Source organism: Enterobacter cloacae complex sp. 2024EL-00214 (genome assembly GCF_043945575.1).
GTDB classification, from domain to species: domain Bacteria; phylum Pseudomonadota; class Gammaproteobacteria; order Enterobacterales; family Enterobacteriaceae; genus Enterobacter; species Enterobacter cloacae_P.
On sequence record NZ_JBIMRC010000024.1, the window covers coordinates 46,552 to 68,995 of the forward strand.

Genomic DNA, 22,444 nt, shown 5'->3' on the forward strand with positions numbered 1-22,444 from the left:
CCGACGCAAACGTTCATATTGCTGCAATAGTTTTTTTTGATATGTTGACTACAGCGGATTTAAATCCAGCACAACATCAGTTCAGACAAAAACAGGGTCGGGTAAATGGCAAAGGTATCACTGGAGAAAGACAAGATTAAATTCCTGCTTGTAGAAGGCGTGCATCAGAAAGCACTCGATAACCTTCGTGCGGCAGGTTACACCAACATCGAATTTCACAAAGGCGCGCTGGACACAGAAGAGCTGAAAGCGTCCATCCGTGATGCCCACTTCATTGGCCTGCGATCCCGTACTCACCTGACTGAAGATGTTATTGCTGCGGCGGAAAAGTTGGTTGCTATTGGCTGTTTCTGCATCGGCACCAACCAGGTAGACCTGAGTGCAGCGGCAAAACGCGGTATTCCTGTCTTTAACGCCCCGTTCTCCAACACCCGTTCCGTGGCGGAGTTAGTGATTGGCGAACTGCTGCTGCTGCTGCGCGGTATTCCCGAGGCGAACGCCAAAGCGCACCGCGGTGTGTGGAACAAACTGGCTTCAGGTTCCTTTGAAGCGCGTGGCAAAAAACTGGGTATCATCGGTTACGGCCACATTGGTACACAGCTGGGTATTCTGGCTGAATCGCTGGGTATGCATGTTTTCTTCTACGACATTGAAAGCAAGCTACCGCTGGGTAACGCGACTCAGGTTCAACATTTGTCCGACCTGCTGAACATGAGTGACGTTGTCAGCCTGCACGTTCCGGAAAATGCGTCCACCAAAAACATGATGGGAGCGGGAGAGCTGGCGCTGATGAAGCCGGGTTCACTGCTGATCAACGCGGCACGCGGTACGGTTGTTGACATCCCGGCGCTGTGTGATGCGCTGAAGCGTAAACATCTGGCAGGTGCGGCCATTGACGTATTCCCGACTGAGCCGGCAACCAACAGCGATCCGTTTAACTCTCCGCTGTGCGAGTTTGACAACGTGATCCTGACGCCACACATCGGTGGTTCAACGCAGGAAGCGCAGGAGAACATCGGTCTGGAAGTTGCGGGTAAACTGAGCAAATATTCCGACAACGGTTCTACACTTTCTGCGGTGAACTTCCCGGAAGTGTCTCTGCCGCTGCACGGTGGTCGTCGTCTGTTGCATATTCACGAAAACCGCCCGGGCGTGCTGACCGCCATCAACAAAATCTTTGCTGAGCAGGGCGTGAACATTGCCGCGCAGTACCTGCAAACGAACTCTCAGATGGGGTACGTGGTTATTGATATTGAAGCGGATGACGACGTTGCCGAGAAAGCGCTGCTGAGTATGAAGGCGCTTCCGGGGACGATTCGCGCGCGTCTGCTTTATTGAGATGATTGCCGCCTGATGCCCTCTCCCCTGTCGGTGAGGGGGCAAGCACTACAAACGGTAACGGCTGTTACCGTTTTTGCTTTTATCTCCACTCCCACAGTTTCGATGGCGTCACCACCGCAGGCAGTGGAATATCCCATTTCTCCACCGGCAGCGCTTCTACGCCCTGACAGTCATGCGCGTATCCTACCGGTTGTAGCCTGTGCTGCCGCCAGTTTTGCAGCGTTCTGTCGTAAAAACCGCCCCCCATTCCTAAGCGCTGACCTTGCTGGTCAAACGCCACGAGCGGCGTGATCAACACATCCAGCGCGGCAAGCGGCAGTACGTCCCGGACGTCGAGTTTGGGTTCGGTGATTTTCAGTCGATTCACCACCAGCTCGCTGTGCGGATGGTAGTGCAGAAACAACAGGTTTCCTTCGCTAAACGGATGTAACACTGGCAGGTAAACTTTCTTCCCGGCGCGCCAGAGCTGTTCGATGAGCGGCTGAGTATCCAGCTCGCCATCAAACGAGAGAAACAGGGCGACCGTGTGCGCCATCACTACAGGCGGATACGCCATCATTCGGGCGGCGGCATGCTGCGCAAAATGCACTTGCTGTTCGGGGGTTAACGCGCGACGACGTTTACGGATTAACTGACGGATGTCCTGGCGTGAGGCAGAAACTTCAGAAAGTAGAGTCATGGTAGTTGGTAGAAGAAGAAAGAGGGAATCTCCGAGATGCCGCCGCAGGCTGTAACCCTTGAACCCTTGGTTCAAGGTGAATGTGTCGTCATAGTTTTAAGGCTTCTCGGACGAACCGAGCATGCTCACCAACCACGGAGCGCCACATTCTTGTGGTATGAAATATCGGCTCAGGGGACTGGCCCGCTTGCGAACATCTCAGAGAAATTTTGTCTTCACAGTTACTCTACCATAGTCAACTGCAAAGTGTTATTCAAACTTGGGTCCCGGTCTTTCGGGATTGCGACCTTGATCAAGCAATGCCTGTTCAATGGTCTGCTGAAGCATCTTAATGCGCTGCTCCATGCTTGCCGCGTAGTCGCGGGTTTTCGCCTTTTCCTGAGTCAGCTCATAGCTGATGTTCAACGCGGCAATAAAGACCAGCTGCTCAGTATTTGTGACTCTAGTGCGTTCTTTAAGATCTTGCAACCGCTGATTCAAATCGTCCGCAGCCTGATTCAAAGCATCCCTTTGTTCAGGTGGACAATTCACTCGCAGTGAACGGCCAAAAATCTGGAGATCGACGGGTTGTGCAGACATGCCACCTTCCTGCTGATTGACTGCGCTGCCTTCGCTTACTGCCCCGGGGGCTGCGAAGGGGCGACACTATAGCTACCCTGATGTGAAGATACAAGCCCTTTTCTGGTATCACCAGGGTCCAAAGTGGTAGCATATCATGAATATTCCTCCCTTTGATGACGAATGCGTATGTCTATACAGAACGAAATGCCTGGTTACAACGATTTAAACCAGTTACTGAACCAGCAGGGAGTGGGTTTAACCCCTGCCGAAATGCACGGTCTGATCAGTGGCATGCTGTGCGGCGGAAACAGCGACAGCTCCTGGCAGCCGCTGATCCACGACCTGACGAACGAGGGGCTGGCGTTTGGTCACGAACTGGCGGAAGCGCTGCGTAAAATGCACGCGGCAATCAGCGATTCGCTGGAAGATGATGGCTTCCTTTTTCAGCTTTATCTGCCTGAAGGGGACGACGTCAGCGTGTTCGATCGCGCCGATGCGCTCGCAGGTTGGGTAAACCACTACCTGCTGGGGCTGGGCGTGACTCAGCCTAAGCTCGATAAAGTGACCGGCGAAGCGGGTGAAGCAATCGACGATCTGCGTAACATTGCGCAGCTCGGCTACGACGAAGATGAAGATCAGGAAGAGCTGGAAATGTCCCTCGAAGAGATCATCGAGTACGTCCGCGTTGCCGCACTGCTGTGCCACGACAACTTTACGCGCTCGCAGCCAACCGCGCCGGAAGTACGCAAGCCAACCTTACATTAAGAAAAACAACGCACAGGAGGGTGTCATGGTTATCTCGAATCAAGAGTATTCTCGCCGTCGTCAGGCGCTGCTGGCCAAAATGCAGCCGGGAAGCGCCGCGCTGATTTTTGCCGCCCCTGAGGTGACGCGCAGTGCCGACAGTGAATACCCCTATCGTCAGAGCAGCGATTTCTGGTATTTCACCGGGTTTAACGAGCCGGAAGCGGTACTGGTACTGATCAAGAGCAATGACACCCACAACCACAGCGTGATTTTCAACCGCGTACGCGATCTGGCTGCCGAAATCTGGTTTGGCCGCCGTCTGGGGCAAGAGGCCGCACCGGCGAAACTGGGTGTTGACCGTGCGCTGGCGTTTAGCGAAATCAATCAGCAGCTCTATCAACTGCTCAACGGCCTTGATGTGCTTTATCACGCGCAGGGCGAATATGCGTATGCTGATGAGATTGTCTTTACCGCGCTGGATAAGCTGCGTAAAGGCTCGCGTCAGAACCTGTCTGCCCCCGCTACGCTGACGGACTGGCGTCCGGTGGTACACGAAATGCGTCTGTTCAAGTCCGAAGAAGAACTTAACACGATGCGTCGCGCGGGTGAAATCAGCGCACTGGCGCATACCCGTGCGATGGAAAAATGCCGTCCCGGTATCTTCGAATATCAACTTGAAGGCGAAATTCAGCATGAATTTAATCGCCACGGCGCGCGTTTTCCTTCCTATAACACCATTGTGGGCGGTGGGGAAAATGGCTGTATCCTGCATTACACCGAAAACGAAAGTGAACTGCGCGATGGCGATCTGGTACTGATTGACGCGGGTTGTGAATATCAGGGCTACGCGGGTGACATTACCCGTACGTTCCCGGTGAACGGTAAATTCTCCCCGGCTCAGCGCGCGGTCTATGACATTGTGCTCGAATCCCTGGAAACGGCGCTGACCCTGTATCGTCCGGGGATCTCCATTCAGGAAGTCACCGGTGAAGTCGTGCGCATCATGATTACCGGTCTGGTTAAACTTGGCATTCTGAAAGGCGATGTGGATACCCTGATTACGGAGAATGCCCATCGCCCGTACTTTATGCACGGCCTGAGCCACTGGCTGGGGCTGGATGTGCATGATGTGGGGGCTTATGGCCCTGAACGCTCACGTGTGCTGGAGCCGGGTATGGTTCTGACCGTCGAACCGGGGCTGTACATCGCACCGGATGCTGACGTGCCAGAAGCATACCGCGGGATTGGCATTCGTATTGAAGACGACATCGTCATCACTGAAACCGGTAACGAAAACCTGACCGCGGGCGTCGTGAAAAAAGCTGACGACATTGAGGCGCTGATGGCAGCGGCACGCGTATGAGCGTGATCATCGTTGGCGGTGGTATGACCGGGGCCACTCTGGCGCTGGCAATCTCGCATCTGACACAAGGGCAACTTCCGGTGCATCTGGTGGAGGCCGTTGCAGCACAGGCATCAGATCACCCCGGTTTTGATGCCCGCGCCATTGCGCTGGCGCAGGGAACATGTCAGCAGCTCTCGCGTATTGGCATCTGGCAGGCGATTGCAGACTGTGCGACGGCGATTAACACTGTTCATGTTAGCGATCGCGGCCATGCTGGTTTTGTGACCCTGGACGCGCATGATTACCGTATTGATGCCCTGGGTCATGTAGTTGAATTGCACGATGTTGGGTTACGTCTGTTCCGGTTGTTACAGGATGCCCCGGGCGTGACGTTGCACTGTCCGGCGCGTGTTGCCAGCTTTAGTCGCAGTGAAGATGCGGTTCGCGTCACGCTGGAAAATGGCACAACTCTTGACGGCCAGCTTCTGGTCGCGGCGGATGGTTCGCGCTCTGCACTGGGTACTCAGTGTGGCGTGGAGTGGCGGCAACAGTCTTATGGTCAGGTGGCGGTCATTGCGAATGTCTCAACGGCAGGCCCACACAATGGCCGGGCATTTGAGCGGTTTACGCAGTATGGCCCGCTGGCGATGTTACCGATGTCGAACGGGCGTTGCTCGCTGGTGTGGTGCCATCCACAGGAGAAGGCGGACGACGTGCTCTCCTGGTCCGACGAACGTTTTTGTACCGAGCTGCAAAAAGCCTTCGGCTGGCGGCTGGGGCGAATTACCCATGCGGGAAAACGGACGGTTTACCCGCTGTCACTGACGACGGCATCTCAGTCCATCTCTCATCGCGTGGCGCTGGTGGGCAACGCCGCGCAGACGCTACACCCCATTGCGGGGCAGGGGTTTAATCTTGGGCTGCGCGATGTCATGAGCCTGGCGGAAACGCTTTCTCAGGCGTGGGACGAGCAAAAAGATTGTGGTGCGTATTCGGTGCTAAGCCATTACCAGAAACGACGCCAGGCTGATAAAGAGGCGACTATCGGTGTCACCGATGGTCTGGTGCATCTGTTTGCCAATCGCTGGGCTCCGTTGGTTGCGGGTCGCAACCTTGGGCTGATGGCGATGGAATTATTCATTCCGGCACGTGACGTGCTGGCGCAGCGGACTCTTGGTTGGGTCGCGCGTTAAGGAGTTATCACCGTGCAAAATGTTGATGTCGCCATTGTTGGCGGCGGAATGGTAGGACTGGCGCTGGCCTGTGGGTTACAGGGAAGCGGCCTGCGTGTGGCCGTGCTGGAACAAAAGCAGCCGCAGCCCGTAGCACCTGATGCGCCGCCGGAACTCCGCGTGTCGGCAATCAATGCTGCCAGCGAAAAGCTCCTGACGCGCATTGGCGTCTGGTCAGGTATCGTCGCGCAGCGTGCCAGCTGCTATCACGGTATGGAAGTGTGGGACAAAGACAGTTTTGGTCATATTGCGTTTGATGACGAAAGCATGGGCTATAGCCATCTGGGCCATATCATCGAAAATGCCGTGATCCACCATGCATTGTGGCAAAAAGCACAGTCCTGCAGCGATGTTACGCTGATGGCACCCGCGCAAATCCAGCAGGTGGCGTGGGGTGAAAACGAGGCGTTTATCACCCTGCAAAGTGGCGACATGTTGACCGCGCGTCTGGTGGTGGGTGCTGATGGCGCTAACTCCTGGCTGCGTAACAAGGCAGACATTCCGCTGACTTTCTGGGATTACCGCCACCATGCGCTGGTGGCGACGATCCGCACTGAAGAACCGCACGGCGGTGTCGCACGTCAGATTTTCCACAACGACGGTATTCTGGCGTTCCTGCCGTTGAGCGATCCGCATCTGTGCTCCATTGTCTGGTCTTTAGTGCCTGAAAAAGCGCAGCTCATGCAGGAAGCCACACCGGAGGTATTTAACCAGGCGCTGTGCATGGCGTTTGATAATCGTCTGGGTCTGTGTTCGCTTGAGAGCGAGCGCCAGGTATTTCCGCTAACCGGTCGTTACGCGCGTCAGTTCGCGGCGCACCGTCTGGCGCTGGTGGGGGATGCGGCGCATACCATTCATCCGCTGGCCGGACAGGGTGTTAATCTCGGCTTTATGGATGCGGCTGAACTGGTTGAAGAGCTGCGTCGTCTGCATCGTGAAGGCAAAGACATTGGTCAGCATCTCTATCTGCGTCGCTACGAGCGTAGCCGTAAGCACAGTGCGGCGATGATGCTGGCGGGCATGCAGGGTTTCCGCGAGCTGTTTGCCGGGGCTAACCCGGCGAAAAAACTGCTGCGCGATATCGGTCTGAAACTCGCCGACACCCTCCCTGGCGTCAAACCTCAACTCCTTCGTCAGGCGATGGGTCTTAACGATCTTCCTGACTGGTTACGTTAAACGCTAATATTGACCCCCATCACACTTTATTTTCCCGGCCTCTGTGCCGGGGAAATTCGCTCGTTTGAAATATTCTAATTTTACGTCATTTTTCGCATTAGATTATCTAATCTGGCTATTTTTCTGATACGGAAATTTTGTCCGTTTTTCCGCATGAAATATCACCATGTGCTAAATCCTGTTAGGGCAATGTTAATTTTATGCGTGTTTAATCGCATTTTCACAGTGAATAACTCTGTAGGCTTTTCAGCGTTTTTTGGTCATAAGCTAATGTGATGACCTGTTTTACCTTATGGTTAATCGCCGGTTTCGGTGGTAAGTTCAGGTAAAAGAGAACGTTTGCGTCGATGCTCACAAGCGAGGTCGACGCCGGGTTTCGCGGCAGTTTTTATGCGTGCGAAATGCAAGATAGCCCTGCTTATTCAACGAGGAAAAGATGGCTCAACAGACTCCTTTGTACGAACAACACGTGTTATGCGGCGCACGCATGGTGGACTTCCACGGCTGGATGATGCCGCTGCACTACGGCTCACAAATTGATGAGCACCACGCGGTGCGCACCGATGCCGGTATGTTCGACGTGTCCCACATGACCATTGTCGATCTGCGCGGTAGCCGCACCCGGGAGTTTCTGCGTTATCTGCTGGCAAACGACGTCGCAAAGCTGAAAGTGCCAGGTAAAGCGCTCTACACCGGCATGCTAAATGCCTCCGCTGGCGTGATTGATGACCTTATCGTCTATTACTTCACTGAAGATTTCTTCCGCCTCGTTGTAAACTCCGCCACCCGCGAAAAAGACCTCTCCTGGATTTCCCAACACGCCGAACCGTTCTCTGTCGATATCACTGTCCGTGACGATCTGTCGTTGATCGCCGTACAGGGGCCGAACGCGCAGGCGAAAGCGGCCTCTCTGTTCAGCGATGAACAGCGTAAAGCCACTGCCGGGATGAAGCCGTTCTTTGGCGTACAGGCAGGCGATCTGTTTATCGCGACCACGGGTTATACCGGTGAAGCGGGATATGAAATTGCCATGCCGAATGAGAAGGCGGCTGATTTCTGGCGTGCGCTGGTGGAAGCGGGCGTTAAGCCAGCCGGTCTGGGCGCACGCGATACGCTGCGTCTGGAAGCAGGCATGAACCTCTACGGTCAGGAGATGGATGAAAGCGTTTCTCCGCTGGCGGCCAACATGGGCTGGACCATCGCGTGGGAACCTGTTGACCGTAAATTTATTGGTCGTGAAGCGCTGGAAATGCAGCGTGAAAAAGGTACGGAACAGCTGGTTGGCCTGGTGATGACCGAGAAAGGCGTGCTGCGCGGTGAGCTGCCGGTGCGTTTTACGGATACCGACGGTAACCACCTCGAAGGCGTGATCACCAGCGGTACCTTCTCCCCGACGCTGGGTTACAGTATTGCACTGGCACGTGTTCCGGCAGGTATTGGCGAAACGGCAGTGGTGCAAATCCGCAATCGTGAAATGCCGGTCAACGTGACCAAACCTATTTTTGTTCGCGCCGGTAAGCCGGTCGCCTAATCATTTTTATCAGGAGAACTTCAATGAGCAATGTGCCAGCAGAACTGAAATACAGCAAAGAACACGAGTGGCTGCGCAAAGAGGCGGACGGCACTTACACCGTAGGGATCACCGAGCATGCGCAAGAGCTGCTCGGCGACATGGTGTTTGTTGACCTGCCTGAAGTGGGCACAACCGTAAGCGCCGGTGATGACTGTGCTGTGGCGGAGTCCGTAAAAGCGGCCTCTGACATCTATGCCCCGATTAGCGGTGAAGTTGTTGCCGTGAATGACGCGCTGAGCGACTCTCCGGAGCTGGTGAACAGCGAGCCATATGAAGGTGGCTGGATCTTCAAGATCAAAGCCAGCGACGAATCGCAGGTTGCCGCATTACTGGATGCAACCGCGTACGAAGCCCTGTTAGAAGACGAGTAAGCCATTATCCCTCTCCCCTTTGGGGAGAGGGTAGGGTGAGGGGAACAGACGACACCCTCACCCCAGCCCTCTCCCTAAGGGAGAGGGAGAAAACACATTCACTGCACGTTTCAGGAACCATCGCTCATGACACAGACTTTAAGCCAGCTTGAAAACCGTGGCGCTTTCATTGAACGTCACATTGGGCCGGATGCTCAGCAACAGCAGGAGATGCTGAATACAGTTGGCGCGGATTCACTCAATGCACTGATTGGCCAGATCGTGCCAAAAGACATCCAGCTTGCAACGCCACCTCAGGTTGGTGACGCGACCACTGAATTCGCCGCACTCGCGGAGCTGAAGGCGATTGCCAGCCTCAACAAGCGCTATAAGTCTTACATTGGCATGGGTTACACCAACGTGCAGTTACCGCCGGTGATCCTGCGCAATATGCTGGAAAACCCAGGCTGGTACACCGCGTATACCCCATATCAGCCGGAAGTATCTCAGGGCCGTCTGGAAGCGCTGCTGAACTTCCAGCAGGTGACGCTGGATCTGACCAGCATGGACATTGCTTCCGCCTCCCTGTTAGATGAAGCGACTGCTGCTGCCGAAGCGATGGCAATGGCGAAGCGCGTGAGCAAGCTGAAAAATGCTAACCGTTTCTTCGTGGCGGCAGATGTACACCCGCAGACGCTGGATGTGGTTCGCACCCGTGCAGAAACCTTCGGTTTTGAGGTGATTGTTGATGATGCCGATAAAGTGCTGGATCACCAGGATGTCTTTGGTGTGCTGCTGCAGCAGGTGGGCACTACCGGTGAAGTACACGACTACAGCGCACTGATTACCGAACTTAAATCCCGCAAAGTGGTTGTGAGCGTAGCCGCTGATTTTATGGCGCTGGTACTGTTGACCGCACCAGGTAAACAGGGTGCGGATATCGTCTTCGGCTCTGCACAACGCTTCGGCGTGCCAATGGGTTACGGCGGCCCACACGCTGCGTTTTTCGCTGCAAAAGATGAATTCAAACGCTCTATGCCAGGCCGTATTATCGGTGTCTCAAAAGATGCCGCCGGTAACACCGCGCTGCGCATGGCGATGCAGACTCGTGAGCAGCATATCCGCCGCGAGAAAGCGAACTCCAACATCTGTACCTCACAGGTACTGCTGGCGAACATCGCCAGCCTGTATGCCGTATTCCACGGCCCGGTCGGCCTGAAACGCATTGCCAGCCGCATTCACCGCCTGACCGATATTCTGGCCTGCGGTCTGCAACAGAAAGGTCTTAAGCTGCGTCACGCGCACTACTTCGATACCCTGTGTGTGGAAGTGGCTGATAAAGCGGCTGTTCTGGCTCGCGCCGATGCGGCAGAAATCAACCTGCGTAGCGATATCCACAATGCAGTGGGCATTACGCTGGATGAAAGCACCACCCGTGAAGACATCCTGCACCTGTTTAACGTGTTGCTGGGCGATGCACATGGCCTGGGCATTGATACGCTCGACAAAGAAGTCGCGCTCGACAGCCGCTCCATTCAGGCAAGCATGCTGCGTGACGACGCGATTCTGACGCACCCGGTCTTCAACCGCTATCACAGCGAAACCGAGATGATGCGTTATATGCACTCTCTGGAACGTAAAGATTTGGCGCTGAACCAGGCGATGATCCCGCTTGGCTCCTGCACCATGAAGCTGAACGCCGCGGCAGAGATGATCCCAATCACTTGGCCTGAGTTTTCTGAACTGCACCCGTTCTGCCCGGCTGAGCAGGCGGAAGGTTATCACCTGATGATTAACCAGCTCTCCGACTGGCTGGTGAAACTGACCGGCTATGACGCGCTCTGCATGCAGCCAAACTCCGGCGCGCAGGGTGAATACGCGGGCCTGCTGGCGATCCGCCATTATCACGAAAGCCGCAATGAAGGGCATCGTGATATCTGCCTGATCCCAAGCTCCGCGCACGGCACCAACCCGGCCTCTGCACAGATGGCGGGGATGGAAGTGGTGGTGGTTGCCTGCGATAAGAACGGAAACATCGATCTGGCCGATCTGCGTGCCAAAGCCGAACAGGCGGGCGATAAGCTCTCCTGCATCATGGTGACCTACCCGTCCACCCACGGTGTGTACGAAGAGACGATCCGTGAAGTGTGTGAAGTGGTGCATCAGTTTGGCGGCCAGGTGTATCTTGATGGCGCAAACATGAATGCTCAGGTGGGGATCACCTCTCCGGGCTTTATTGGCGCGGACGTTTCGCACCTGAACCTGCACAAAACCTTCTGCATTCCGCACGGCGGTGGCGGCCCGGGTATGGGGCCAATCGGCGTGAAAGCACACCTGGCACCGTTTGTTCCGGGTCACAGCGTGGTGCAGATTGAAGGGATGCTGACCCGTCAGGGTGCGGTTTCTGCGGCACCGTTTGGTAGTGCTTCTATCCTGCCAATCAGCTGGATGTATATCCGCATGATGGGTGCGGAAGGGCTGAAGCAGGCAAGCCAGGTGGCGATCCTGAACGCCAACTACATTGCTACCCGCCTGAAGTCTGCCTTCCCGGTGCTCTATACTGGCCGCGATGGTCGCGTGGCGCACGAGTGCATCCTCGATATTCGTCCGCTGAAAGAGCAAACTGGTATCAGTGAACTGGATATTGCCAAGCGCCTGATCGACTACGGTTTCCACGCGCCAACCATGTCATTCCCGGTCGCGGGTACGTTGATGGTGGAGCCAACGGAATCTGAGAGTAAAGCCGAGCTGGACCGCTTTATCGACGCGATGCTGGCCATTCGTATGGAGATCGATCGCGTGCAGGACGGCGAGTGGACGCTGGAAGATAACCCACTGGTCAATGCGCCACACACGCAGAACGAGCTGGTGGCAGAGTGGACTCACGGTTACTCCCGTGAACTGGCTGTCTTCCCGGCCGGTGTGGCAAACAAATACTGGCCGACGGTGAAGCGTCTTGATGACGTTTACGGTGACCGTAACCTGTTCTGCTCCTGTGTACCGATGAGCGAATACCAGTAAATATTCCGCTGTAGTAATGTAGGCCGGGTAGGCGTTAGCGCCACCCGGCTTTTTTATTGGGAGAATACGATGGCAATTGCTCTTGTGACGGGTGCCAGCCGCGGTATTGGTAAAGCTACCGCACTGCAACTGGCCCGGGAAGGTTACACTGTGGCGGTGAACTATCACCACAACATTAAGGCGGCAACGGACGTGATTAATCAGATCGTTGACGCAGGTGGTAAAGCGTTTGCCGTGCGCGCGGATATCAGCGATGAAGCGCAGGTACTGGCGATGTTCGACAGCATTGACCGCGAAGGTGAGCCACTCACCGCGCTGGTGAATAACGCCGGGATTTTGTTCGAACAATCCACCATTGAAAGCCTGTCAGCCGAGCGGATCAATCGTGTGTTGTCCACCAACGTGACGGGGTATTTCCTCTGCTGTCGTGAAGCGGTTAAACGGATGTCGTTTAAACACGGGGGTAAGGGTGGGGCGATTGTGAATGTTTCATCTGCAGCGGCACGCCTTGGCTCACCTGGTGAATACGTTGATTACGCGGCATCGAAAGGGGCTGTGGATACGTTGACCACCGGACTTTCTCTGGAAGTCGCGGCACAGGGTATTCGGGTAAATGGCGTGCGTCCTGGCTTTATCTATACCGATATGCATGCGTCTGGTGGTGAACCGGGTCGTGTCGATAGGGTTAAATCAATATTGCCGATGCAGCGCGGTGGCCAGCCGGAAGAGGTGGCCCAGGCGATTGCCTGGCTACTGAGTGAGAAAGCCTCATATGTGACGGGGAGTTTTCTTGAGTTAGCGGGCGGGAAGTAAACGCCCGGTAAGCACAGCGCCACCGGGCAAAAAATCACAGCGTCTCGCCGTTGCTGGCAATCACACCTTTATACCACTCGAAGCTCTTCTTACGGGAACGGGACATGTCACCGGTGCCGTCGTCGTGTTTGTTCACGTAGATAAAACCGTAGCGCTTGCTGTACTGGCCGGTAGTGAAAGAGACGCAGTCGATACAGCCCCACGGTGTGTAACCCATCAGATCCACGCCGTCATAGGTGACTGCTTTCATCATCTCTTCCACGTGGGCGCGCAGGTAGTCGATGCGGTAGTCATCATTGATACTGCCGTCGGCTTCCACTTTATCGTAAGCGCCAAAACCGTTTTCCACGATGAACAGCGGCTTCTGATAACGTTCGTATAGCTCACACAGAGAATAACGCAGACCCACCGGGTCAATCTGCCAGCCCCAGTCGGATGCTTTCACGTGTGGGTTTGGTACGCTGCCTTCAAAGCCAGAAATGGCATCGCCGGTACCGCCTTCCGCTTTTACCGCGTTGGTCATGTAGTAGCTGAAGCCTAAATAATCGCAGGTGCCTTCGCGCAGGATTTGCTCGTCACCGGCCTCCATTTTGATGGAGAAACCACGGCGTTCCCACTCGTTCAGCACATACGTTGGGTAGTAACCCCGCAGCTGAACGTCGGTAAACACATAGCGCTCGCGCATGGATTCCTGAGCGAACATTACGTCTTCTGGTTTGCAGGAGAATGGGTATAGCGCAACCATCGCCAGCATGCAGCCGACTTTCATGTCCGGGTTAATACGGCGTGCCGCTTTCACCGCCAGTGCGCTGGCCACGAACTGGTGGTGTAGCACCTGATACATGGTCTCTTCCGGGTTGTCATGCCCGGTATAAACCACGCCGGAGCAGCAGTAGCCAAACAGTGGCGCACGCCAGTTACGCTGGTTGTTGATTTCGTTGAAGGTCATCCAGTATTTGACCTTGCTCTTGTAGCGCTCGAAGACCACCTCTGAGAAGTGTACAAAGAAATCAACCACTTTGCGGTTGGTCCAGCCGCCGTATTCCTGCACCAGGTGCAGCGGCATTTCGAAGTGAGAGAGGGTGATCACTGGCTCGATGTTGTACTTCAGCAGTTCATCGAACATGTCGTCGTAGAACTTCAGCCCTTCTTCATTTGGCTGGGTTTCATCGCCTTTCGGGAAGATGCGGGTCCAGGCGATAGAGGTGCGAAAACATTTGAAGCCCATCTCAGCAAACAGCTTAATGTCTTCTTTGTAATGGCCGTGGAAGTCGATGGCTTCATGGTTCGGATAGTATTTACCCGGCACCACTTCCTGCGTGATTTCGCGTGGTACGCCGTGGGCTCCACCGGTCAACACGTCACAAATGCTCGGCCCTTTGCCGCCTTTGTTCCAGCCGCCTTCAACCTGGTGAGCGGCAACCGCGCCACCCCATAAAAAGTCTTTTGGTAAGGTGAGTTTTTTCATTATTGCTATTCCCAATAAATGGCTTATTGGTATCGAGTCTAGCAAAGCGAAATTAAATGTCACGATATAACAATTTACGGGAAATGTGATTTGTCACATCGAAAAAACAGGGTGTTTTATTCCGTTAATTTCTTCGCCAGCTTACGCCCCAGCGACTCCAGAATATAGATGACGGGGATCTGGGTGGTAATATCGTAAACACCCGCAATACGCATTTGTGGAACATGCCAGGAGAGGTTAAAGTCCGCCAGTTTTGCCAGACGGGAGTGTTCGTGGCTGGTAATGGAGAGTACCTTACAGTGGTGCAGGCTGAACTGGCTGGCGAAACGCAGGATCTCTTCCGTTTCACCGGAGACAGACAGTACAATCGCCAGCGCATTTTTAGCCATATCATTAGTGACCGGGAAATACGGGTCATCGATATGATTGCTGAATTTACCAATATTTGAAAAGAAGCGTGCGCCATATTTTGCCAGTGAACCAGACGTACCTGCGCCGACAAATATAATTCGTTCAGATGATAAAATAATATCTACCGCGTCATCCAGTAACGCATCGAACTCTTCATTGTTAACACTTTTAAAGAAGCTGATAATTTCACTGGCACCGAAATTCGCCTGCTGGGGTTCGTTCTGCTCTAAATAGAGTTTAAAGCGTACGCGGAATTCAGAGTAACCTTCACAGTTGAGCTTGCGGCAAAAGCGTAAGATCGTGGTGGTTGAGACGCCAGCCGCATCCGCCAGCTCGCGGATGGTCATGTACGTCACTTTGTCACGATTTTTAATGACATAGTTGTAGACCATCATCTCCAGGTTATTGAGACTGGCAACGGCGGAATGGGAGAACATGCTCACAATGGCTACACTCACTCATCAGACTTTTCTTCAGGGAATAATAACATGCAGTCAAACGACATCACTTTTTTTCAGCGTTTTCAGGATGACATTCTGGCCGGGCGTAAAACTATTACCATTCGGGACGCAAGCGAATCACATTTCAAAAAAGGTGATGTTTTGCGCGTCGGGCGTTATGAGGATGACGGTTATTTTTGCACCATTGAAGTGAGAGCAGTCTCCACCGTCACGCTGGATACACTCACGGAAAAACACGCTCAGCAGGAGAACATGCCCCTTGAGACACTCAGGAGTGTGATAGTTGAAATCTATCCAGATCAGACTCAGTTTTATGTGATTGATTTTAAATGCGTTTAATGTAATGTGGAACATGTGTTAGCTGAAATGAAAATGTAATCATATGATTGTAAATTGGAAATGTTACTTTTAACTTTATTTTAGCTAACAGGTGTTCACTGGAATCATTCTCAGTTAGCATAGTCAGGCGATGAATAATCATCTTTAGTTTTCCCGGAGTTACTTATGGTGAGCAAGCCATTAATCGCACAGGGATATTCGCTGGCTGAGGAAATAGCCAACAGCATTAGCCACGGCATTGGCCTGGTTTTTGGGATTGTCGGTTTAGTGTTACTACTGGTACAGGCTGTGGATACCAACGCCAGCGCGATGGCGATCACCAGTTACAGCCTGTATGGCGGGAGTATGATCCTGCTGTTTCTGGCGTCGACGCTGTACCACGCTATTCCGCATCAACGGGCTAAGATCTGGCTCAAGAAATTCGACCACTGCGCTATCTATCTTCTTATTGCAGGCACTTACACGCCTTTCCTGCTGGTGGGGTTAAACTCGCCGCTGTCGCGTGGCCTGATGATTGTAATCTGGAGCCTGGCCCTGCTGGGGATCCTGTTTAAGTTAACTATTGCACACCGGTTTAAGGTGCTGTCGCTGGTGACCTATCTGACGATGGGGTGGTTGTCGCTGATTGTGGTTTATCAGCTGGCGATTAAGCTGGCGGTAGGGGGCGTGACGCTTCTGGCGGTGGGGGGGGTGGTTTATTCGCTGGGCGTAATTTTCTACGTCTGCAAGCGTATTCCGTACAACCACGCCATCTGGCACGGCTTTGTGCTGGGCGGCAGCGTGTGCCACTTCCTGGCGATTTATTTGTACGTAGGGCAGGTGTAGTTTAATGCGGCCTGATACCCTTTCCCACGGGAAGAGGGTGCAAAAATAAAAAACGGTAACCTTTTGGTTACCGTTTTATTTTTATCTCACCACCGGGCGATACCGCATCACTCTTCCAGTGAATATGGCAGTGGCTCGATGCTCAGGGTATTGGCATCGTCACGCACGCGGAACACGCTGTCGGCTTCCATATCGTTATTCATCACGGCCTGAACCAGAAGACGGCCATCATCCAACTGCACGGCGGCTAAAACGGTGCCGGTACGACGCCAGTTGTCACCCATCTTCAGCTCTAAATCTTCGCCCGCTTCCGGGACGCGACTGGCGTGGCCCGCCAGCGTCCATAATGCACGCTTGTTTGCTCCGCGGAATTTCGCACGCGCCACCATCTCCTGACCGGTATAGCAGCCTTTCTTAAAGCTGATGCCTCCCAGCGCCTGCAGGTTGGTTGCTTGCGGAATAAACTGCGCGCTGTTCGCTGCGTCAATCACCGGTAATCCTGCTTCAATGTTCAGCGCCAGCCACTGCTGGCTGTTGTTGAACTGTGCTTCACCGCGAAGCGCCTCGGTGACGCGTTCGGCAGTGGCGGCATCCGTCACCAGCAGGAAACGCTCTGCCGGGTGTTCAAACCACAGGATGGATGTTGCGCCCTCGCTGACCAGCTGTTTTTCCGCATCCGGCAGCTCGCTGAACAGATTTTTCAGCGCCGCGCGTGCCTGGAAGCCTGCCACACCGAGCAGGACATGCTCATCGTCCGGTGCAATAGTGACTTTGGAAAAGACTGCGTATTTTTTCAGTTCGGTCAGTTGGGCATCGCGCAGGCTGCGGCGCTCAATAAAGGCAAACCCGTCCTGACGACGGAACAGACGCAGGTTGCTCCACATTTTGCCTTTTGGATCACAGTGCGCGGCCAGCAGATGCTGGTGTTCGTTCATCAGGCTGACGTCAGCGGTCACCTGGCCCTGCAGATACTTTTCGCTGTCGGCACCGGTGAGTGTCGCCAGCGCCCAGTCATCAAGAGAAATAAGCGTCAGCGGCAAACGCGCAGAGGCGGCGGGCTGGCGAGGAGAGAATGGAATAAAAGCCATAGTGATATCCTGAATTGCTTAACGCTTTGATAATGCCTAATGGTAAAAGAGACTGTAATCATTGCAAGCGCTTTCAGCAGGCCATTCGTGCCATAACGCAGATATGCGTAGCGCCACGCAAAACAGAGTAATCCACTATCCTGGTAGGGTTTTTTTCTGGAATCCTGCTTCAGGTTCGTAATATTCCAGTAAAGAAACGGTCGAAAACACGTTACACTAGTTTGTGTCCCCGCAGAGAAATAAAGAACACTGGACGGGGTGCCAACTGTGCCAAACGTAATGCAGGAAACAGAACATGGATATTAACAACAAGGCCCGTATTCACTGGGCGTGTCGACGTGGTATGCGTGAACTTGATATTTCTATCATGCCTTTCTTCGAGTATGAGTATGACAGCCTGAGCGATGACGATAAGCGTCTGTTTGTACGCCTGCTTGAGTCTGACGATCCTGATTTATTCAACTGGCTGATGAATCACGGTCAACCCGCCGACACCGGGTTGCAACGGATGGTGGAATTAATTCAAACACGGAATCGGGAACGTGGTCCTGTGGCAATCTGATCTTCGCGTCTCGTGGCGCTCACAGTGGATGTCGTTATTACTCCACGGCCTGGTTGCGGCATTTATTTTACTGATGCCGTGGCCGCTTAGCTATACACCTTTGTGGCTGCTGTTGCTGTCATTTGTGGTTTTTGACAGCGTGCGCAGCCAACGCCGAATTAACGCCTGTCAGGGTGAAATCAAATTACTGATGGACTCTCGCCTGCGCTGGCAGGGTAAAGACTGGGATATTATTGGTATGCCCTGGATGCTCAATTCCGGCATGATGCTACGGTTGCGCAAGGTAGATGGCGGGCGTCGCCAACATCTGTGGTTGTCAGCAGACAGCATGGACACTGCAGAGTGGCGAGATCTGCGCCGGATGATATTGCAGCAGCCGACGCAGGAATAAATGCACGTCAGCTAAACTTTTCTGCCATCTCACCCAGAATCTGTTCGCACCAGTTTTGCAGGCGTTCGTCGCTGAGATCGTACTGGTTGGTTTCATCCAGCGCGAGCCCGACAAACAGCTGACCGTCTGCGATAATCGGCTTTTTGCTGGTGAACTCGTACCCTTCGGTTGGCCAGTAGCCGATAAACGTAACGCCTTTCGGTGCCAGTTTGTCGTGCAGCATGCCGAGCGCATCCAGGAACCACTCACCGTAACCCAACTGATCGCCCATGCCGTACATGGCAATGATTTTGCCGTCGAGGTTGAGCGTATCGAGCTGTTCCCAGATGGCTTCCCAGTCTTCTTGTATTTCGCCGAAGTCCCAGGTTGGGATACCGAGGATCAGCACGTCGTACTGTTCCATCAGCGTGAGTGCGTCATCTTTCAGGTTATGCAACGTCACCAGTTCCGGGCCAATGATGTCGCGAATTTTTTCTGCCGCCATTTCGGTGTAGCAGGTGCTGGAACCATAGAACAGACCAATATTCATCGCGTAACTATCTCAATTCTTGCGTTGACTTTGCGCGTAGTGTACCAGAAACCGGTAACAATCAGGCATAATGCCCGTATTGCTGAATTAAAGGGGCCGCTGTGGAAAAGGATCTCGCACTCATCGAACAGTTTCTCGATGCGCTTTGGCTGGAGAAAAACCTGGCCGAGAATACGCTCAGTGCCTACCGGCGCGATCTCACCATGCTGGTGGAATGGCTGGCACACAGGGAACTGTCGCTTGAGAGCGTACAACATGACGATCTGCAGACATTACTCGGCGAGCGTATGGACGGGGGCTACAAAGCAACCAGCTCCGCACGCCTGCTAAGCGCTATGCGTCGGCTGTTTCAGCACCTTTACCGTGAGAAAGTTCGCGCGGACGACCCCAGCGCACTTCTGGCCTCACCTAAACTCCCCCAGCGGTTGCCGAAAGATCTCAGCGAAGCACAAGTTGAGAGATTATTACAGTCGCCTGCAGTTGACCTGCCGCTGGAGTTACGCGATAAAGCCATGCTTGAACTATTGTATGCTACCGGCCTGCGTGTTTCTGAGTTAGTAGGGCTAACGATGAGCGACATCAGCCTGCGTCAGGGCGTGGTTCGCGTGATAGGTAAAGGGAACAAGGAACGGCTGGTACCGCTGGGCGAAGAGGCAGTCTACTGGCTGGAGACGTATCTGGAGCACGGTCGTCCGTGGCTGCTTAATGGCGTTTCGATTGATGTCTTGTTCCCCAGCCAGCGTGCGCAGCAGATGACGCGGCAAACGTTCTGGCATCGCATCAAGCATTACGCCACACTGGCTGGCATCGACAGTGAAAAACTGTCACCGCACGTTCTGCGTCATGCTTTTGCGACGCATCTGTTAAACCACGGCGCTGATTTACGCGTGGTACAGATGTTGCTGGGACACAGCGATCTTTCAACGACGCAGATTTACACCCATGTCGCGACGGAACGCCTGCGGCAGCTACACCAACAGCACCACCCACGTGCGTGAGTGCCGACGAATTGTAACAGGATCAACTATGAAAAAGTCTTTTGCGCTGTTCACCCTGCTGGCAGCTTCATTTACCGGTTTTGCCCATGCGGATGACGCCGCCATTAAACAGTCTCTGACGAAACTGGGTGTCACCAGCAGCGATGTTCAGGCTGCGCCAGTTGCAGGTATGAAAACCGTATTAACTGACAACGGCGTGCTGTACGTGACCGAAGACGGGAAGCACATTATTCAGGGGCCAATGTACGATGTGAGCGGCGCGCAGCCCGTGAACGTGACTAATCAGCTGCTGATGAAAAAACTGAACGCGCTCGACAAAGAGATGATCGTCTATAAAGCGGCGCAGGAAAAACACGTCATTACCGTCTTCACCGACATCACCTGCGGCTATTGCCACAAGCTGCATGAAGAGATGAAAGACTACAACGCGCTGGGGATCACAGTGCGTTACCTGGCCTTCCCGCGAGCGGGCGTACAGAGCCAGCCTGAGCAGGATATGAAAGCTATCTGGTGTGCGAAAGACCGTAACAAAGCCTTTGATGACGCGATGAACGGCAAAGGCGTACAGCCAGCTTCCTGTGATATCAATATTGCCAACCACTATGCGCTGGGCGTGCAGTTTGGTGTGAACGGTACACCCGCGATTGTGCTGAGCAATGGCTATGTTGTACCGGGTTATCAGGGACCAAAAGAGATGAAAGAGTTCCTCGACGCGCACCAGAAACAGTTTGGTGGTAAATAATCCGCGTGAAAGCCCCGATAAAACTGCGCCGCCGTGAAGCGGTTGAAACGGCTGATTTACCCGCCGATCTTTCTCCGCTGTTAAAGCGGCTCTACGCGAGCCGTGGTGTGCGTACGGCGGAAGATCTTGAACGTGGCGTCAAAGGGATGCTGCCCTGGCAGCAGCTTAACGGTGTCGAAAAAGCCACTGAAATGCTCTACAACGCGTTCCGTGATGGGACGCGGATTGTGGTGGTGGGGGATTTCGATGCCGATGGTGCAACCAGCACTGCGCTGAGTGTGCTCAGCCTGCGCGCACTGGGCTGCGATAACGTCACCTATCTGGTGCCAAACCGGTTTGAAGATGGCTACGGTCTTAGCCCGGAAGTGGTCGAGCAGGCACACGCGCGCGGTGCACAGATGATCATGACCGTGGATAACGGTATTTCCTCTCATGCGGGCGTTGAGCGTTCGCACCAGTTGGGGATCCCGGTGCTCGTGACCGATCATCACCTGCCGGGAGAGACTCTCCCTGCCGCCGAAGCCATTATTAACCCGAACCTGCGCGACTGCGATTTCCCGTCGAAATCGCTGGCGGGAGTAGGGGTAGCGTTTTATCTGATGCTGGCGCTACGCACGCTGCTGCGTGATAAGGGCTGGTTTGAATCCCGTGGGATCGCCGTGCCGAACCTGGCCGAGTACCTCGATTTGGTGGCGCTTGGTACCGTGGCAGACGTGGTGCCGCTGGATACCAACAACCGCATTTTGACCTGGCAGGGCTTAAGCCGTATTCGGGCGGGCAAGTGCCGTCCGGGAATTAAAGCGCTGCTGGAGATTTCCAACCGTGACCCGCTCAGGCTGGCGGCAAGTGATTTAGGCTTTGCCCTCGGGCCGCGTCTGAACGCTGCCGGAAGGCTGGACGATATGTCCGTTGGCGTTGCGTTGCTGCTGTGCGACAACATTGGTGAAGCGCGCGTGCTGGCTAACGAACTGGATGCGCTGAATCAAACCCGCAAAGAGATTGAGCAGGGAATGCAGGCTGAAGCGCTGACCCTGTGCGAAAAGCTGGAGCGCAGCGGTGATACGCTGCCGGGCGGCCTGGCAATGTATCATCCCGAGTGGCATCAGGGTGTGGTGGGCATTCTGGCGTCGCGCATTAAAGAGCGTTTCCACCGCCCGGTGATTGCTTTTGCCCCGGCGGGCGACGGCACGCTGAAAGGTTCTGGTCGCTCAATTCAGGGGCTGCACATGCGTGATGCGCTGGAGCGTCTGGATACGCTTTATCCTGGCCTGATGATCAAGTTCGGCGGCCACGCGATGGCAGCCGGTTTGTCGCTGGAGGAAGCGAAGTTTGATGAGTTCCAGCGCCTGTTCGGTGAGCTGGTGACCGACTGGATTGACCCGGCTCTGCTGCAGGGCGAAGTGGTTTCCGACGGCGCACTGTCAGCGGCAGAAATGACGATGGACGTGGCACAGATGCTGCGCGATGCAGGCCCATGGGGGCAGATGTTCCCTGAACCGTTGTTCGATGGCCGTTTCCGTCTGTTGCAACAGCGCATTGTGGGCGAACGCCATTTGAAAGTGATGGTTGAACCGGTTGGCGGAGGCCCACTGCTGGATGGCATTGCTTTTAACATCGATACCGCCATCTGGCCGGACAACGGCGTGCGCGAGGTGGAACTGGCCTACAAGCTTGATATTAACGAGTTTCGCGGTAACCGCTCCCTTCAGATCATCATCGACAATATCTGGCCAATTTAGCGTCAGTAAAGCTACAAAAAAGGGCGTGGATTCGGTACAATCCCGCTCTTATC

Annotated in this window: 22 protein-coding genes and 1 other RNA gene; 16 read left to right on the top strand and 7 right to left on the bottom strand. The window is 54.3% G+C overall.

The window, feature by feature from the left end; genetic code table 11:
- Window positions 1-105 precede the first annotated feature (105 nt).
- Window positions 106-1,338 carry a phosphoglycerate dehydrogenase gene (serA, locus tag ACHHZ6_RS21270; protein WP_182272568.1) on the top strand — a complete coding sequence of 411 codons (1,233 nt, stop codon included), beginning with the start codon at window positions 106-108 and terminating at the stop codon, window positions 1,336-1,338.
- Between the two features lie 82 nt (window positions 1,339-1,420).
- Here the strand turns inward: serA and ACHHZ6_RS21275 are convergent, their stop codons facing one another.
- The 3 genes from ACHHZ6_RS21275 to zapA form a co-directional block, all read right to left on the bottom strand.
- Complete coding sequence (locus ACHHZ6_RS21275; protein WP_182918911.1) at window positions 1,421-2,020, bottom strand: 5-formyltetrahydrofolate cyclo-ligase; 600 nt, start codon at window positions 2,018-2,020, stop codon at window positions 1,421-1,423.
- Between the two features lie 24 nt (window positions 2,021-2,044).
- Window positions 2,045-2,228, bottom strand: a non-coding RNA gene (ssrS, locus tag ACHHZ6_RS21280) — 6S RNA.
- Between the two features lie 41 nt (window positions 2,229-2,269).
- Window positions 2,270-2,599 (bottom strand): cell division protein ZapA, encoded by a 330-nt coding sequence (zapA, locus tag ACHHZ6_RS21285; protein ID WP_006811891.1) that lies wholly within the window; start codon window positions 2,597-2,599, stop codon window positions 2,270-2,272.
- Window positions 2,600-2,767: 168 nt separating this feature from the next.
- Here zapA and ACHHZ6_RS21290 point away from each other — a divergent pair, with 168 nt between their 5' ends.
- The 8 genes from ACHHZ6_RS21290 to ACHHZ6_RS21325 all read left to right on the top strand — a co-directional run bounded on the left by ACHHZ6_RS21290 (window position 2,768) and on the right by ACHHZ6_RS21325 (window position 12,838).
- Window positions 2,768-3,346 carry a YecA family protein gene (locus tag ACHHZ6_RS21290; protein ID WP_028016963.1) on the top strand — a complete coding sequence of 193 codons (579 nt, stop codon included), beginning with the start codon at window positions 2,768-2,770 and terminating at the stop codon, window positions 3,344-3,346.
- A gap of 31 nt (window positions 3,347-3,377) precedes the next feature.
- Complete coding sequence (gene pepP / locus ACHHZ6_RS21295) at window positions 3,378-4,691, top strand: Xaa-Pro aminopeptidase (protein ID WP_182920064.1); 1,314 nt, start codon at window positions 3,378-3,380, stop codon at window positions 4,689-4,691.
- Window positions 4,688-5,866, top strand: a complete 1,179-nt coding sequence (ubiH, locus tag ACHHZ6_RS21300) for a 2-octaprenyl-6-methoxyphenyl hydroxylase (protein ID WP_182918910.1) — start codon at window positions 4,688-4,690, stop codon at window positions 5,864-5,866. The genes pepP and ubiH overlap by 4 nt, the downstream gene beginning before the upstream one ends.
- Before the next feature lie 12 nt (window positions 5,867-5,878).
- The gene (gene ubiI, locus ACHHZ6_RS21305; RefSeq protein ID WP_196390452.1) at window positions 5,879-7,081 is read left to right on the top strand and encodes an FAD-dependent 2-octaprenylphenol hydroxylase; all 1,203 of its coding nucleotides are present in this window, start codon (window positions 5,879-5,881) and stop codon (window positions 7,079-7,081) included.
- A gap of 436 nt (window positions 7,082-7,517) precedes the next feature.
- The gene (gene gcvT, locus ACHHZ6_RS21310; RefSeq protein ID WP_182272564.1) at window positions 7,518-8,612 is read left to right on the top strand and encodes a glycine cleavage system aminomethyltransferase GcvT; all 1,095 of its coding nucleotides are present in this window, start codon (window positions 7,518-7,520) and stop codon (window positions 8,610-8,612) included.
- Window positions 8,613-8,635: 23 nt separating this feature from the next.
- The gene (gene gcvH / locus ACHHZ6_RS21315; protein WP_182272563.1) at window positions 8,636-9,025 is read left to right on the top strand and encodes a glycine cleavage system protein GcvH; all 390 of its coding nucleotides are present in this window, start codon (window positions 8,636-8,638) and stop codon (window positions 9,023-9,025) included.
- 126 nt (window positions 9,026-9,151) lie between these two features.
- Window positions 9,152-12,025, top strand: coding sequence for an aminomethyl-transferring glycine dehydrogenase (gene gcvP / locus ACHHZ6_RS21320; RefSeq protein WP_395122977.1), 2,874 nt, complete (start codon window positions 9,152-9,154; stop codon window positions 12,023-12,025).
- A 69-nt stretch (window positions 12,026-12,094) separates the two neighbouring features.
- Window positions 12,095-12,838: an SDR family oxidoreductase gene (locus ACHHZ6_RS21325; RefSeq protein ID WP_182918907.1), complete on the top strand. Its 744-nt coding sequence runs from the start codon at window positions 12,095-12,097 to the stop codon at window positions 12,836-12,838.
- 34 nt (window positions 12,839-12,872) lie between these two features.
- Here ACHHZ6_RS21325 and ACHHZ6_RS21330 read toward each other — a convergent pair whose 3' ends face one another.
- Both ACHHZ6_RS21330 and ACHHZ6_RS21335 read right to left on the bottom strand, forming a co-directional pair.
- A complete protein-coding gene (locus tag ACHHZ6_RS21330; RefSeq protein WP_182272560.1) occupies window positions 12,873-14,306 on the bottom strand; it encodes a 6-phospho-beta-glucosidase in 1,434 nt (477 codons plus the stop codon).
- Window positions 14,307-14,422: 116 nt separating this feature from the next.
- On the bottom strand, window positions 14,423-15,154 hold the full coding sequence (locus ACHHZ6_RS21335; protein ID WP_182274570.1) for a MurR/RpiR family transcriptional regulator: 732 nt from the start codon (window positions 15,152-15,154) through the stop codon (window positions 14,423-14,425).
- A 51-nt stretch (window positions 15,155-15,205) separates the two neighbouring features.
- Here ACHHZ6_RS21335 and yqfB point away from each other — a divergent pair, with 51 nt between their 5' ends.
- Both yqfB and ACHHZ6_RS21345 read left to right on the top strand, forming a co-directional pair.
- Window positions 15,206-15,517: a N(4)-acetylcytidine aminohydrolase gene (gene yqfB, locus ACHHZ6_RS21340; RefSeq protein ID WP_182272559.1), complete on the top strand. Its 312-nt coding sequence runs from the start codon at window positions 15,206-15,208 to the stop codon at window positions 15,515-15,517.
- Window positions 15,518-15,682: 165 nt separating this feature from the next.
- On the top strand, window positions 15,683-16,342 hold the full coding sequence (locus ACHHZ6_RS21345) for a hemolysin III family protein (protein WP_182272558.1): 660 nt from the start codon (window positions 15,683-15,685) through the stop codon (window positions 16,340-16,342).
- A 107-nt stretch (window positions 16,343-16,449) separates the two neighbouring features.
- On the opposite strand, the gene ygfZ is transcribed toward ACHHZ6_RS21345, so the two are convergent.
- Complete coding sequence (gene ygfZ, locus ACHHZ6_RS21350) at window positions 16,450-17,430, bottom strand: tRNA-modifying protein YgfZ (RefSeq protein WP_182272557.1); 981 nt, start codon at window positions 17,428-17,430, stop codon at window positions 16,450-16,452.
- A 295-nt stretch (window positions 17,431-17,725) separates the two neighbouring features.
- Between ygfZ and sdhE the strand changes: the two genes are divergently transcribed.
- Window positions 17,726-17,992 carry an FAD assembly factor SdhE gene (gene sdhE, locus ACHHZ6_RS21355; protein ID WP_182272556.1) on the top strand — a complete coding sequence of 89 codons (267 nt, stop codon included), beginning with the start codon at window positions 17,726-17,728 and terminating at the stop codon, window positions 17,990-17,992.
- Entirely contained in the window at window positions 17,973-18,383 is a 411-nt protein-coding gene (locus ACHHZ6_RS21360) for a protein YgfX (RefSeq protein WP_182272555.1), read from the top strand. Before sdhE ends, ACHHZ6_RS21360 begins: the two co-directional genes overlap by 20 nt.
- A 7-nt stretch (window positions 18,384-18,390) precedes the next feature.
- Here the strand turns inward: ACHHZ6_RS21360 and fldB are convergent, their stop codons facing one another.
- Window positions 18,391-18,912, bottom strand: coding sequence for a flavodoxin FldB (gene fldB / locus ACHHZ6_RS21365; protein WP_182918906.1), 522 nt, complete (start codon window positions 18,910-18,912; stop codon window positions 18,391-18,393).
- A gap of 101 nt (window positions 18,913-19,013) precedes the next feature.
- Between fldB and xerD the strand changes: the two genes are divergently transcribed.
- Genes xerD through recJ form a run of 3 tightly spaced genes read left to right on the top strand, consistent with a single transcriptional unit; the run spans window position 19,014 to window position 22,391 of the window.
- The gene (xerD, locus tag ACHHZ6_RS21370; protein WP_182272553.1) at window positions 19,014-19,910 is read left to right on the top strand and encodes a site-specific tyrosine recombinase XerD; all 897 of its coding nucleotides are present in this window, start codon (window positions 19,014-19,016) and stop codon (window positions 19,908-19,910) included.
- Window positions 19,911-19,938: 28 nt separating this feature from the next.
- Window positions 19,939-20,652 (top strand): bifunctional protein-disulfide isomerase/oxidoreductase DsbC, encoded by a 714-nt coding sequence (gene dsbC / locus ACHHZ6_RS21375; RefSeq protein ID WP_182272552.1) that lies wholly within the window; start codon window positions 19,939-19,941, stop codon window positions 20,650-20,652.
- Window positions 20,653-20,657: 5 nt separating this feature from the next.
- Window positions 20,658-22,391 (top strand): single-stranded-DNA-specific exonuclease RecJ, encoded by a 1,734-nt coding sequence (gene recJ / locus ACHHZ6_RS21380; RefSeq protein WP_182272551.1) that lies wholly within the window; start codon window positions 20,658-20,660, stop codon window positions 22,389-22,391.
- The last annotated feature ends 53 nt before the right edge of the window (window positions 22,392-22,444 follow it).

Coding starts and splice junctions, on each gene's coding strand:
- ACHHZ6_RS21335 (WP_182274570.1), bottom strand. CDS start 15,154: ATGTTCTCCCATTCCGCCGTTGCCAGTCTCAATAACCTGGAGATGATG.
- sdhE (WP_182272556.1), top strand. CDS start 17,726: ATGGATATTAACAACAAGGCCCGTATTCACTGGGCGTGTCGACGTGGT.
- zapA (WP_006811891.1), bottom strand. CDS start 2,599: ATGTCTGCACAACCCGTCGATCTCCAGATTTTTGGCCGTTCACTGCGA.
- gcvH (WP_182272563.1), top strand. CDS start 8,636: ATGAGCAATGTGCCAGCAGAACTGAAATACAGCAAAGAACACGAGTGG.
- ubiH (WP_182918910.1), top strand. CDS start 4,688: ATGAGCGTGATCATCGTTGGCGGTGGTATGACCGGGGCCACTCTGGCG.
- gcvT (WP_182272564.1), top strand. CDS start 7,518: ATGGCTCAACAGACTCCTTTGTACGAACAACACGTGTTATGCGGCGCA.
- ACHHZ6_RS21330 (WP_182272560.1), bottom strand. CDS start 14,306: ATGAAAAAACTCACCTTACCAAAAGACTTTTTATGGGGTGGCGCGGTT.
- ygfZ (WP_182272557.1), bottom strand. CDS start 17,430: ATGGCTTTTATTCCATTCTCTCCTCGCCAGCCCGCCGCCTCTGCGCGT.
- ACHHZ6_RS21325 (WP_182918907.1), top strand. CDS start 12,095: ATGGCAATTGCTCTTGTGACGGGTGCCAGCCGCGGTATTGGTAAAGCT.
- ACHHZ6_RS21345 (WP_182272558.1), top strand. CDS start 15,683: ATGGTGAGCAAGCCATTAATCGCACAGGGATATTCGCTGGCTGAGGAA.
- gcvP (WP_395122977.1), top strand. CDS start 9,152: ATGACACAGACTTTAAGCCAGCTTGAAAACCGTGGCGCTTTCATTGAA.
- dsbC (WP_182272552.1), top strand. CDS start 19,939: ATGAAAAAGTCTTTTGCGCTGTTCACCCTGCTGGCAGCTTCATTTACC.
- yqfB (WP_182272559.1), top strand. CDS start 15,206: ATGCAGTCAAACGACATCACTTTTTTTCAGCGTTTTCAGGATGACATT.
- ACHHZ6_RS21275 (WP_182918911.1), bottom strand. CDS start 2,020: ATGACTCTACTTTCTGAAGTTTCTGCCTCACGCCAGGACATCCGTCAG.
- fldB (WP_182918906.1), bottom strand. CDS start 18,912: ATGAATATTGGTCTGTTCTATGGTTCCAGCACCTGCTACACCGAAATG.
- serA (WP_182272568.1), top strand. CDS start 106: ATGGCAAAGGTATCACTGGAGAAAGACAAGATTAAATTCCTGCTTGTA.
- ACHHZ6_RS21290 (WP_028016963.1), top strand. CDS start 2,768: ATGTCTATACAGAACGAAATGCCTGGTTACAACGATTTAAACCAGTTA.